This is a genomic window from Vibrio sp. EJY3, assembly GCF_000241385.1.
Taxonomy (GTDB): Bacteria; Pseudomonadota; Gammaproteobacteria; order Enterobacterales; family Vibrionaceae; genus Vibrio; species Vibrio natriegens.
The window spans coordinates 36,302-49,114 of record NC_016614.1 but is presented as its reverse complement, the minus strand read 5'-3'; the positions used below and the strand labels follow the sequence as shown (position 1 = coordinate 49,114).

Sequence of the window (12,813 nt, the reverse complement as noted above, 5' to 3'; positions counted from 1 at the left end):
TTTTGTCTTCTATCCGGTTTAACACTCTTATTATTACTTATATGTAAAAATCATTTTCATAAACGACGGATTATCATTTTTAATGAAATAGATAAAATGAGCATAAATAAAACTACAGGCGAAAAGCGAAAGCTCAGCTACGCTTAACTACTACGCCTACCTATTGATTAGATAAGGGAAATCCAATGGCACTTGAAATCAAACCAGGTCAAACATCGATCAAATCTAAAGCGGCTGTCGCATGGGCGGCAGGCGAGCCATTAAAAATGGAAGAAGTGGATGTACAACTGCCTAAAAAAGGTGAAGTTTTAGTCCGTATCGTGGCAACTGGCGTTTGTCATACGGACGCATTCACTCTATCTGGTGACGATCCAGAAGGCATCTTCCCTGCGATCCTTGGTCACGAAGGTGGCGGTATCGTTGAAATGGTAGGCGAAGGCGTGACTAGTGTTGAAGTTGGTGATCACGTTATTCCTCTTTACACAGCAGAATGTGGCGAGTGTAAGTTCTGTAAATCAGGCAAAACGAACCTTTGTCAGGCAGTACGTGAAACTCAAGGTAAAGGCCTAATGCCAGATGGCACAAGCCGCTTCTCAATCAATGGCGAAACAATTTTCCATTACATGGGCTGTTCGACGTTCTCTGAGTACACTGTACTACCAGAAATTTCACTAGCGAAAGTAAACAAAGAAGCACCTCTGGAAGAAGTATGTCTACTTGGCTGTGGTGTGACTACCGGTATGGGCGCAGTACTGAATACAGCAAAAGTTCAGGAAGGCGACACAGTAGCCATCTTTGGCCTAGGCGGCATCGGTCTGTCTGCAATCATTGGTGCACGTATGGCTGGCGCTAGCCGCATCATCGGTATCGATATCAATGAGAGTAAATTCGATCTTGCGAAACAGCTTGGCGCAACAGATGTGATTAACCCTCAGAAATTCGATAAGCCAATTCAAGAAGTCATTGTTGAAATGACAGATGGCGGCGTTGATTTCTCGTTTGAATGTATCGGTAACGTCAACGTGATGCGTCAAGCGCTTGAGTGCTGTCACAAAGGCTGGGGTGAGTCAGTCATCATCGGTGTAGCAGGCGCAGGTCAAGAGATCTCTACCCGTCCATTCCAACTGGTAACTGGCCGCGTATGGCGAGGCAGTGCGTTCGGTGGCGTAAAAGGCCGCTCTGAGCTTCCAGAAATTGTAGAAAAATACATGGCAGGTGAATTCGGTCTACAACAATTCATTACTCACACTATGGGACTTGAAGACGTCAACGAGGCGTTCGACCTGATGCATGAAGGTAAGAGTATCCGTAGCGTGATTCACATGGACAAATAATGTCTCTGCAGGCTCTCCCTAGGGAGAGCCTTATTGTATTAACGGTGTCCTGCCGTTGAATCTAATTTCTGCTTCTTAAGAGTTTATTCATGATGATAGAAAACGTAAGTCAGGCCAAAGTTTTTGGTGGCTGGCACAAACAATACACTCACGAATCTAGTTCATTGAATTGCCAAATGCGATTCGCTATTTTCCTGCCGCCAAACGCGACAAAGTCCCACCCAGTACCAGTGCTTTACTGGCTATCGGGTCTCACTTGTAGCGATGAAAACTTCATGCAGAAAGCTGGCGCATTTCGTATGGCTGCCGAACTTGGCATCGCCATTGTTGCCCCAGACACCAGCCCTCGTGGCGAAGGTGTGGCAGATGATGAAAATTACGACCTCGGTCAGGGTGCTGGTTTTTATCTCAATGCAACTCAGGCACCTTGGTCACAGCACTACTTCATGTATGACTACATCACGAAAGAACTACCAGCAATCATCGAAAACAACTTCCCGGTTTCTGATGTGAAGTCTATTTCTGGCCACAGCATGGGCGGGCATGGTGCACTGACTATCGGCTTAAAAAATGCCGATCAGTATCGCTCAATTTCAGCATTTAGCCCTATCAGTAACCCTATTCAGTGTCCTTGGGGCCAAAAAGCGTTTACCGCTTATTTAGGTACCGATATCGAAAACTGGAAACAATATGATGCGAGTGAGTTGCTGAAACAAGTTCCATCACCATTGGCTATTTTGGTTGATCAGGGCGACGCAGACGGGTTCCTGAGTGAACAACTTAAACCTGAACTTCTCGTTGCGGCGGCGAATAAGCATGGTTCAGAACTAACGCTTCGAATGCAGCCAGGTTATGATCACAGTTATTACTTCATCTCGAGCTTTATTGATGACCATTTGAACTTTCATGCTAAGTATTTGTTCGAGTAAGTTGCTAATAAGTAACATAATAATAAGCCACCCCAAAAAGGTGGCTTTATTCTTTTTTGAATATCTATTCGTTATTCAGAAATAATATTAATTTTAAAATTGAATTGAAAATGTTAATTTTCTTCTAATAATTATTAATTGATAATTATATCGATTTTTATTGAATAGTACTTAAAATACGCTAAGAGTCCTAATATTCCTCTAATCACTGCATTTCATCGTTCATTTATTTAAGAAGTCACGTAATAGCCTTGACGTAAAGTAAGCGTAAGGTTACTTTTCAAACAAGATATATTTTTGCAACCTTATCCATTTATTCAAATCATCGAAACCTTAAATAAATCACGGCTAGCGTCGCTTTCTCTAGCTCAGTAAAAGCATAAAACTCCAAAATGAATAGAATGAAAAAGATACTCGTATTAGGCTTGCTGTGTTTTGCCCCTTTTATTTCTGCACATACCGTTTCATTTAGTAACGGTCCGCAAAAGTCCAGTGTGGCATTAGAATTAGAAGACATTCAATCGTTGCCAGAAACCACTTACACCACCGAGTTACCTTGGAGTAAAGGGGAGTCTGAGTTTACTGGAGTAAAGCTGAGTGACTTACTCACTTACGTATATGGTGATATTCCAGCGCAAATCGATATCAGTGGTTTAAACAATTACCACGCGACCGTAACGCGACCAGATATCGTTAGATATGAGCCGATTTTGGCCTATCAAAAAGATAAACATTACATAAAAATCAGGGACAAAGGCCCATATTGGGTTGTATATCCGCTGAACCTTTACCCAGAGCTAAATCGATCCGCATATCATGCCCAAATGGTCTGGCAGGTGAATGAAATTAAATTGATAAAGAAATAATGAAATTATCAGATACCTATCCACTCAAGCCCCAAAAGTGGCGATACACAACACTCAGCAAACTGCTGCTGTTCGTCTTTGCTACCTCTTTATTACTCGCGAATGTCGTGCTGCTTCAACAAACGCGTGCATTAGCGCAAAACTTTACTAACGAGCAAAAACAAGCCACGTGGTTTTTGTTTCAGCTGTCTAAAGAGCTGTCAGAACTGGTTGGGGAAGCACGTCGGCTTGATGAAGACATACAGGACATAAATGGCGCAGAGCTACAGTATGAGCTCGCCTGGAGCCGCTTTGACTTACTCATCAACAGCGATGATGCGTACACTTTCTTTTCTCGCAACAATATTCAGCAGTATTTTTTAGAACTCTTCGAACAATTCAAAGACCTTGAGCCTTTTCTTGTCGAGGCGAGCACCGGAGATCGTCAGGCGGCAGCCCAGTTTTATCGCTCAACCCAGACGCTATACTTAGACTTAGTGGATTTTGTGAATCAAAACTTCCGACTCACCAGCAAAGTATATGAAGCACAAAAAGGTGAAACACAGCGACTGGTACAAGCGCAATATATGCTGTTTGCGACTTTTGTGTTGTCGACACTTTCTCTTATTTATTTCTTTTACCGCGAATCAAGTTTCCACAGAAAACTAGCACTCAGCGATCCGCTGACAAGGCTTGGCAACAGAAGCGCGCTGTTTGTGACGCTTAGAAAAAACATGCAACAAAAAAACACGTTTTATCTCTGTATCCTGGACTTAAACGGGTTTAAAAAAATTAATGATACTCACGGACACCAAGCTGGCGACAAAGTTTTACGAGCTATCGCTAACCGGCTAAAGTCGATGGAGATCAATAATTTTACCACTTACCGAATGGGTGGTGATGAGTTTGCCATCGTCGTTCAGGACAAAGCCATCAGCGAAGAAGAAATACAGCGTCATATTAATGCCGTGTTTGATGACCCGGTACTAAAAACAGAAAACGATCATCAGCTTTCGACAAGTATTGGTATCGCGCGGTATCCGATGGATAGCGATAATGTCGACTTCCTTATCAATATCGCAGATAAACGCATGTACAAGATGAAATTCCAAAGATAGAACAGAGTGACATCTCAAACATACAAAAGCCCCGCTCTTCAACAAGCGGGGCTTTTCATTACAACTGAGGGTGAGTCTGCGCGACTAGTTGTTCAGAAATTTTTCTTTCAGCACAGTGAGCACACCAGATTCCTGATTGCTTGGCGCAGAAAAACGGGCGATTTTCTTAATCTCTTCATGAGCATTGCCCACCGCATAAGAGTGCTCGCTCACTTGCAGCATTTCCAAATCATTCAAGTAATCACCAAATGTCATCGTCTCTGCTGGCGTAAAGTTCATGGTTTGTTGAAGATACTGAATTGCCGCCCCTTTAGAAGCTTTTGCGTTCATCACGTCTAACCAGATTTTGGCACTAACAACGACTTTATGTGAGTCACCAAACTGGCCGTTCATCGTCGGGAAGACTAACTCTTCTGAACCGTCAAAATGGCAGATCGCAACTTTAATGAACTCATCATCAACCTCAAGCAAATCGTCAACGTTTTCACAGCGATGGTAGTACTTTTGAAACTCTTCCAACGTTTTTTGATCCTGAATTTCGATATAAGCCGAACGCTTACCACACAGAACAATGTGTGCCCCATCTATGCCGCGCGCCGCTTTGATTATCTCTGCTACTTCAGGTTTCGGAATGGTACAGCTATAGAGTTCTTTATCTTTGTGTATCACCAAAGTGCCATTTTCTGCCACGTACAGAATGCGATCCTGAATCGGAGCGAAAGTGTCACGCAAGCTATAATATTGACGGCCAGAGGCAGCCGAAAACAAAATACCTTGTTCTTCTAATCGTAAAAAGACATCGAAGAATTCTGGGTCTAAACGACCGTACTGATCGAGTAGCGTGCCATCCATATCGGAGGCGATAAATTTAATGCTAGCTTGTGACATGAACTAAAACTCTAATTAGGGAAGGAAAACTGCGATTACGTTTAAGGTACAGGATCGTGTGTGAATCTCAAGTTGAGTTGTTCTATTGCTTTGCGATATTGACTCTTGATCTACCATGGATGGCGCTTAAAGTACTGTTCACTATGGTCGATGAAGGCTCTCACCGCCGGAGATAAATGTTTGCGGGAAGAGTACAGTGCGTAAATGTGTAGCCGATTCGGTTTCCAGTCAGGAAGCACGATTTCAAGCTCGCCCAATTGCACATACTTCGTGGTTAAATACGTGGGCAGTAAAGCAACACCCATCCCCTGCAAAGCCCCGTGTAGTAGTGCAGTCGCTTCATTACACGTCAATCGGCAATGAATGCTGACCGATTCAAACTGCTCACCCAGGGATAAATGCCAGACGCGCCGCTCAAAATTTTTATAACCTAAACAATCATGGTCAGACAAATCGCTTGGTTGAGAAATCACTCTCTGTTTCTTCAGATATTCAGGCGCAGCCACTAGGACAGAATCACAGTCAGCAATGGGCTTGCCAATCAAAGCAGGATCCGGGTTCGAAGCTATTCTAATCGCCAGATCGATACGTTCTTCCGTCAGGTCACTCACGGAGTCTTGCAGATCCAAGTCAATATCAACCTTAGGATGTAATTGCATAAAACTGTGTACGGCAGGGATCAACTGAGAAAAACCAAAAGAAGCACTCGACGCGAGTCGGATTTTACCTGCCAGTTCACCGTCAGCGACAATATTCGAGGTCAGGGAGTCGGCCTGCTTTAGCCAACGTTCAATTTGCGCAACACTGCGTTCTCCAGCGGTGGTGAGTGAAACTTTGCGCGTGGTTCGATGCAGCAGGCGAATTTGCAGCCAGTTTTCCATGGCGTCCACATAGCGCGTCACCATCGGCCGGGACATCTCCAACCGCTCAGCCGTTGCGGTAAAACTGCCGGAATACACCACATCAATAAAAACCTTAGCGGCGGTTAGTCTATCCATTGATTTGCTCGGAATAAGAAACAGTGTTGCACATTATTGTGTATTTTTCTGAGCGTATCAATTTCATAACATAGCCTCTGTACCCAAACGAACCGTGCCGTTTGACTAATTTCATTCCTAAGGAGATCTTTCATGGTTACCATTCATTACTTTTTCGACCCGATGTGTGGTTGGTGCTATGGCGCATCAGACCTCATAGAACCTCTGGTGACATCTCCGCAATTTAATGTCGTGTTCCATCCGGGTGGCATGCTCAATCAGCACGAGATTGGTTCCGAATTTCGCCAGCACATTATTGGCAGTGACGAACGTATAGCTGCGGAGACAGGCGCTGTATTTGGCGATGCTTACGTGCAAAGAGTGAAGCAAGAGCGTGAGTTCATCCTAGATTCCTATTTGCCTACGCTAGCCATCTTAACCGCGGAGAAACTCGGTCTAGACCCATGGGTTATGCTGAAAGCGATTCAGTCTGCTCATTACCAATCGGGACTCAAAGTAAATGAGCCCTCCACGCTTAAATCCATTGCTGAAACACTCGGATTGGACACAAGCGATTGGGACGAACTGATGGAGCAAAATCAAACCGTATTGATCAACGAAATTCACTCCAGCCAGCAGTTAATGAGCCAGTTGCAAGTGAGTGGATTCCCAACGTTACTGGTAGAAAAAGAAGGCCAATTCTTTAGAATTCCTCACACGGCTTATTACGGTAAACCAGAACAATGGCAGGACGCATTGCAACAGCTGCAGTAAGCCACTTATTAGATTCGCTCTTTCAGCCGTAGAAAGAGCGATTTCACGGTGCAATATCAACATGGCAATCTTGAATCAAACAGGTACAATCCTCGCTCAAATTTTTACTCGCGCGGATACACATCATGCACTCGCCTGAACATTGCTTTACTCGTTTTACTGCTGATATTTCTGGTTATGAGTTACCAGAGCAGTTTACGTTTCCGTTCTATTACACACCGCACCCTCTATGCGTATTAGCCGCTGAACAACTGCAACAACACTTACTCACGCAAAATGACTTTGAGCATGACTTTGGGTTAGAGGATGAGCAAGCGGGACGAGGGAAAATGTTCGGCGTGCTTTTGGTACAAAATCAACAAGGTGAGCTAGGGTATCTCAGTGCTTTCTCCGGCAAGATCGCCGATCAAAACTTGCTGCCTGGGTTTGTACCACCAGTGTATGACATGCTGACAGATGAAGGTTTTTTCCGCGCTGAAACCGACGCCATCAATGCAATCAATGCCGAATACAAGCAGTGTGCAGATAACCCCGAATTAATTGAGCTCAAAGCAGAGATTCAAGCCGATCGCGCTTCATACCAGCAAGAAGAACAGGCGCAACGCCAAATCATGATAGACGGCCGTGCGAATCGAAAACTACAGCGAAAACAGGGTGAGCAAACACTAGGTCCCGATGAACTAAAGACGTTGTTAGACGACTTGGGTAAGCAAAGTGTGGCCGAGAAAAATGCGCTCAAATACCTCAAGATGGCGTGGGATGAAAAACTGGCAGTCAAAGAGCAGCGTTTAGCCACTTTAAAACATGAACTTTCAGAACTTAAAGAGCGTCGAAAAACACTCTCTAACGCGTTACAGCACAAACTGCACAGACAGTACCGGTTTCTTAACGGACTGGGACAAGAACGCGATTTAGTGGATATTTTCGCTACCACCACGAATCCGGTGCCACCAGCAGGCGCAGGTGAATGTGCTGCCCCGAAACTGCTTCAGTACGCGTTTAAACATGGCTTTAAACCGCTGGCGCTTGCCGAGTTCTGGTGGGGGGAATCACCAAAGTCCGAAGTGCGCCAGCACAAGAAGTTTTACCCATCGTGCAACAGTAAGTGCCAACCGATACTAGGCCACATGCTGCAAGGTATGAACGTCGAACCCAACCCGCTGGCGGAAAACTGGGCAGAAGACAAAGAGCTGGAAATTCTCTATCAGGACGAAGCCATGGTAGTAGTAAACAAGCCATCAGGTTTGCTGTCTGTTCCGGGCAAAACCATCAAAGACTCGGCGTACACAAGGCTACAGGCAATGTTCCCTGACGTTGAAGGGCCTTTTGTCATCCATCGCTTAGATATGGCGACATCAGGCATTTTGGTGTTTGCACTGACCAAACGCGCGAATAAAAGCTTACAGAAGCAGTTCATGGCTCGTGGCGTACAAAAACGCTACATGGCTCTGCTGGAAGGTGAACTTAGTGATGCCGAGGGTGATATCTCATTACCTATGCGTGGTGACCCAGAAGATCGCCCGCGCCAATTGGTTTGCTTTGAGCATGGAAAACCAGCGGAGACGCACTGGCAGTTGATTGAAGTTAAAAATGGCCGTAGCAAGGTGTATATGTACCCTAAAACTGGCCGTACCCACCAACTGCGTGTCCACAGCGCTCATCACATGGGATTAAATATGCCAATGGTCGGCGATGGCCTGTATGGCGAAAAGGCGAATCGCTTACACCTGCATGCAGAAATGCTGGAACTGGATCATCCATACAGCAAAGAGCGTATGAGCTTCCATGCCGATTGTGAGTTTTAAACCCAGCACGGTTAATCTGAAGAAACTAAAAAGGCACTGAATTCAGTGCCTTTTTAAATTCAGACCAAGTATATTCCGACTCAGTCTTTGCCACTATCGGCTATGACGCATTTAACTGACTTTAAATTTCGTCCACACTTGTGAACGCCATCGTCTTGCCATGATGATGCCTCGAACCCATTCATCCAAAGCGATTGCCATCCAGGCTCCCACTACACCGTAGCCCATGTGAATACCAAGCACGTAAGAGAACAACACGCCCAAGCCCCACATACTTACGATGCCCATTTGCACTGGGAATTTAATGTCACCCGCACCTTTTAAACCAGCAATGAAGATCAGGTTAAACACACGTCCGGCTTCTAACAGGATCGATCCCAGAACCAATGAGCCAGCAAGAGCAAGGATTTCAGGCTGATCAGTGAACACGCGGAGAATATCTTCTCGGAATACGTAGATCACGGTCGTGGCAACGGTAGAAGCAACAAAGCCCACCAAGAAATAAACCTGAATACGCTTCAGGATGCTGGTCACCCAGCCCTTACCAATGTAATAACCGGTTTGAATCTGCGCTGCCTGACCAATCGCCAGTGCAAAAGCAAAAGAAAAACGCGCAATATTCTGCGCATAGGTAAATGCCGCCAACGAAGCCGTGCCCATCTGTACCACAAAGTACACAATACAGATTTGCGCAATGTTGTAAGACAACACCTCACCCGCATTCATGCCGCCAATCTTCAAAATCTTTTTATAGATGTCCGCCGGAACTTTTTTCATGGTCGACATTGGCAACTGGATACTCGAACGTGCCACAACCACCAACAACATCAATGTACCTACGACTTGGCTAACGACGGTCGCAACGGCAACGCCCTCTACGCCATAAACGGGTAAACCAAACGGCTGATACAACGCGATGTAGTTACCTGCAATGTTTAGTACGCCACTGAGCAGGTTAACCACCATTGGTGAGCGCGAAAAACCGTGACTACGCAGAATCGTGGTTAGCACGATGCCAATGGTGACATTGAATGTCAGCGAGCCACTGATCAACAAGTAATTGCGCGCGTATTCTTCCACTTGGGCTTCAAGGCCGTAATATGGCAAAAAGAATATCGCACCAAGTACCGCTATCACGCTGAGGAAAATACCCACAATCACCGACAGCACAACACTCGCGACACCAACATCAACCGAGTCTTTCTCACGGTCAGCGCCATTGTATTGTGCAATTAAGATGCCCGTCCCACTGCTCACAAATGTTGAAACAATGATCAGAAAAAACGTCAACTGGGTAATAACCCCAACCGCTGATACCGCTTTGTCTGAGTAACCACTCAGCATAAATACATCACTGGTTCCTAAAGCCGTCCTTAGCAAAATTTCCACGAGTATCGGCCAAGCGAGTGTCACGATGGACATGCGCTGGTTGATGTTCTGGCTCTTAGGCATAGTTGTAAACCTTCACACAATGAAAAACTGCTTCACAGGAAACTGTGAAGCAGTTTAAGAAAATAGCCATTCATACTTGAAATGGGCGAAAAGTTGCTGTGCGCAAATTTTATTCGCATCCCGGTCACAACAGCAACAAAATTTCGTCGAAATGAGTAATATTTTTCTCATCTCACGGTCACTCATTGACGATATGAAAGGCACTTTCTCGACGTATACAAAAAACAATAGCTGAAGAGCGTATGACCCGCGTTAAACATCATCGCCGACTCGAAAATCTACTTTTAATTCAATTACTCATCGCCATATTCAAAATGATTTACTTCACAGTTAGCCGAACTTTTATTCTATCTATCGCTCAGTTAACAACTAGAATAGAGTTAAAACTATAAAGTTAGGGATACAAGATGTCGACATTGGCAGGGGCACGCTTAGAAGAGATGGCGGATATCCGCGCAACGAGAAAAAAGAAGATTGTTTTTATATGTTCGAGCATCGCCGCCACTTGCCTAGTCTATGGTGCGATTGTTCAAGCATTTGAGCAGCACTGGGGGCTGTGTTTGCTCCATGCTTTATCTGCGCTTGCCTGCTTTGCAATTTGCTACATGATAAAAGTACAAAAACATCACCAGTATGCCGATCTACTTTTAAGCGCAGTACTCATGCTAGAAGGTTTGCTGTTACTACTGTTTAATGATGCGCCTTCAGGAAAAATTTTGTGGCTGTATCCAATTGTCGCAACCCTCATTCTTATCAACGAGTTTAAAGTTGGGCTTCTCTTTAGCTGTACCTACATACTCTTTATTTTTTTCGGCATCGCTTTTCTGGATAGATTACCAACCGCCACTCCTATGATTGAGCGTCGGTTTATGTTGACGTTGATTGCGATTAGCTTTGTTTGTCATACATTTTCTTATTACTACGCCAAGGTTCTGAATTACATTCAAGTCCTCTATCGAGAAGGCATTGAAGAACTGGCCTATTTTGACCAACTGACCAGTTTGGCCAATCGCTGGAGCTTTGAAACTTGGGCACGACAAAAACTGAGCGAAATCGATCGCTATCAAACCAAAGGTTTGACCGCCGTTATCTTCCTCGATCTCGACAACTTTAAACTCATTAATGACAACTATGGCCATGACGTTGGTGATCACGTTCTAAAGACATTTGCTTCTCGATTGAAAGAGAGCACTCGCTTAGCTGGCCACACTCCCCCGAAGAATGATTATTCTATCGCTCGGTTTGCCGGTGATGAATTTGTCCTGCTACTACACGATGTGCCTAACAAAGAAAGTTTGGACGAAGTGTTAAAACGCATTGTTAATGTATTCTCAAACCGCTCTCTAGATTACGACCTCATTAATGAAATCACGATGAGTGTCGGGGCGGCGATTTATAAACAAGATGCAAACGACTTATCGGAACTGATTCGATGTGCAGATAAAGCCATGTATGTAGCAAAACACACCGGAAAAAATCAGTACGCCTACTATGAAGATTGTGTGCAGTTGGAAGAATTGAGCACCCAACAGTTGCGCCAACCAGAAATCGGAGAGGTTTATTAGCTCGTCGAGTGAACGTTTACAGAATACTAATAAGCGAACCAATACGTCGCCCATAAACCAACAAGCAGGATAACCACTAACCAGATGACTTGGCTTGCACGTCTGGTTTTTCCTTGATGTGGAGCCTCGTTAGGTTTGCAGGTTTGTTGACTCAATTTACCCAACAGCTCGTTATCTAATACTCGTTTATACAAATCTCGCCGCTTTTGCGCAGCATTCGCCACAGCAGTGAAGCGTCGTCTTTGCTCTGTAGTAAAATCATAAACCTCGTAACGTGGAGGGAGATCAGTGTGTTTGCGTTGTACTGACATCATTTCCTCCTTGGATTGATGAGTACTCTCTAGGGTCTGTTTATCTTTCGTGGTTAATTTTTGTTCGAGATAAAAGCGCTTTAATCGCGGCGAGAGGCGGACGGCTAGTTGTTTGTAGCTTAGTAATTCTAAGTAAAGCACCTCTCAACAAAGAGTATAGCGCTTTTAGCCGAACCCTTTGGGCAGCAACTGCTGCAAAAATCAGCTCGAAAGGTCAACAGACCCTAAGTACACACAAAAAAACCACCCGAAGGTGGCTTCAATTCACGGTGCAAGACGGTGTTTTATAGATATTCACACAAGTACGCTGTCGCATCTTTAACTTGTAGTTCAAACGATGAGTTGCCTTCAACGTCAAAAGACTCACCGCTGTTGTATGTTGTCCAGTCAGTTTCACCTACACGTTTAACAATAAGGGCACCTTTCACTACTGTCATGCGTTCTGGAGCTTGTGTACCAAACGTGTACTCTCCTGGAAGCATCACTCCGACACTCACTTCTTGCTCGTGTTGACTAAAACCTAGTGACTTCACACCGCCTGCAAAATAGCTGTTTTCCTTGATACTCATTATCAGTTCCCTCATTAAAAATCTGACCTTTTTTACCCTGTTTTTCTCCATGACTCAAGCCCATAAAGCCTTCTAATTAAACATTAGTGACAAATAGGTTCATAACTAGGTTTTCTTATCATGCATAGCACATCAAAACCGGTGATTATTTAGGCATAACAAATAGACAATGTGGCACCTGAGCCCTCAATCTCCTAGCGCCTTTAGATGTAAGAATTCCCAAGATATTCAGACAAATAAATACGC

12 protein-coding genes are annotated in these 12,813 nt (G+C 44.5%); 7 read left to right on the top strand and 5 right to left on the bottom strand.

The features are described 5' to 3' along the window. The first annotated feature begins 185 nt into the window (after positions 1-185). The 4 genes from VEJY3_RS16125 (at position 186) to VEJY3_RS16110 (ending at position 4,226) form a co-directional block, all read left to right on the top strand. Complete coding sequence (locus VEJY3_RS16125) at positions 186-1,334, top strand: S-(hydroxymethyl)glutathione dehydrogenase/class III alcohol dehydrogenase (protein WP_014233469.1); 1,149 nt, start codon at positions 186-188, stop codon at positions 1,332-1,334. A gap of 89 nt (positions 1,335-1,423) precedes the next feature. After that, positions 1,424-2,263 (top strand): S-formylglutathione hydrolase, encoded by an 840-nt coding sequence (gene fghA / locus VEJY3_RS16120; protein WP_014233468.1) that lies wholly within the window; start codon positions 1,424-1,426, stop codon positions 2,261-2,263. Positions 2,264-2,664: 401 nt separating this feature from the next. Then, positions 2,665-3,129, top strand: a complete 465-nt coding sequence (locus VEJY3_RS16115) for an oxidoreductase (protein ID WP_014233467.1) — start codon at positions 2,665-2,667, stop codon at positions 3,127-3,129. After that, a complete protein-coding gene (locus tag VEJY3_RS16110) occupies positions 3,129-4,226 on the top strand; it encodes a diguanylate cyclase (RefSeq protein ID WP_014233466.1) in 1,098 nt (365 codons plus the stop codon). Before VEJY3_RS16115 ends, VEJY3_RS16110 begins: the two co-directional genes overlap by 1 nt. Positions 4,227-4,310: 84 nt before the next feature. Here VEJY3_RS16110 and VEJY3_RS16105 read toward each other — a convergent pair whose 3' ends face one another. Together VEJY3_RS16105 and VEJY3_RS16100 are read right to left on the bottom strand one after the other, a co-directional pair. Next, positions 4,311-5,114 carry a Cof-type HAD-IIB family hydrolase gene (locus tag VEJY3_RS16105; RefSeq protein WP_014233465.1) on the bottom strand — a complete coding sequence of 268 codons (804 nt, stop codon included), beginning with the start codon at positions 5,112-5,114 and terminating at the stop codon, positions 4,311-4,313. 110 nt (positions 5,115-5,224) lie between these two features. Beyond that, positions 5,225-6,112 (bottom strand): LysR family transcriptional regulator, encoded by an 888-nt coding sequence (locus VEJY3_RS16100; RefSeq protein ID WP_041170378.1) that lies wholly within the window; start codon positions 6,110-6,112, stop codon positions 5,225-5,227. Positions 6,113-6,244: 132 nt separating this feature from the next. Between VEJY3_RS16100 and VEJY3_RS16095 the strand changes: the two genes are divergently transcribed. Continuing rightward, positions 6,245-6,865: a DsbA family protein gene (locus tag VEJY3_RS16095; protein ID WP_014233463.1), complete on the top strand. Its 621-nt coding sequence runs from the start codon at positions 6,245-6,247 to the stop codon at positions 6,863-6,865. Between the two features lie 125 nt (positions 6,866-6,990). Continuing rightward, on the top strand, positions 6,991-8,670 hold the full coding sequence (locus tag VEJY3_RS16090) for an RluA family pseudouridine synthase (RefSeq protein WP_014233462.1): 1,680 nt from the start codon (positions 6,991-6,993) through the stop codon (positions 8,668-8,670). 111 nt (positions 8,671-8,781) lie between these two features. Here the strand turns inward: VEJY3_RS16090 and VEJY3_RS16085 are convergent, their stop codons facing one another. Further along, a complete protein-coding gene (locus tag VEJY3_RS16085) occupies positions 8,782-10,122 on the bottom strand; it encodes an MATE family efflux transporter (protein ID WP_014233461.1) in 1,341 nt (446 codons plus the stop codon). Positions 10,123-10,529: 407 nt separating this feature from the next. Here VEJY3_RS16085 and VEJY3_RS16080 point away from each other — a divergent pair, with 407 nt between their 5' ends. Continuing rightward, the gene (locus VEJY3_RS16080; RefSeq protein WP_014233460.1) at positions 10,530-11,687 is read left to right on the top strand and encodes a GGDEF domain-containing protein; all 1,158 of its coding nucleotides are present in this window, start codon (positions 10,530-10,532) and stop codon (positions 11,685-11,687) included. A 26-nt stretch (positions 11,688-11,713) separates the two neighbouring features. On the opposite strand, the gene VEJY3_RS16075 is transcribed toward VEJY3_RS16080, so the two are convergent. Continuing rightward, the gene (locus tag VEJY3_RS16075) at positions 11,714-11,998 is read right to left on the bottom strand and encodes a hypothetical protein (protein ID WP_014233459.1); all 285 of its coding nucleotides are present in this window, start codon (positions 11,996-11,998) and stop codon (positions 11,714-11,716) included. Positions 11,999-12,282: 284 nt separating this feature from the next. Beyond that, positions 12,283-12,567: a pyrimidine/purine nucleoside phosphorylase gene (locus VEJY3_RS16070; RefSeq protein ID WP_014233458.1), complete on the bottom strand. Its 285-nt coding sequence runs from the start codon at positions 12,565-12,567 to the stop codon at positions 12,283-12,285. Positions 12,568-12,813: the final 246 nt, after the last annotated feature.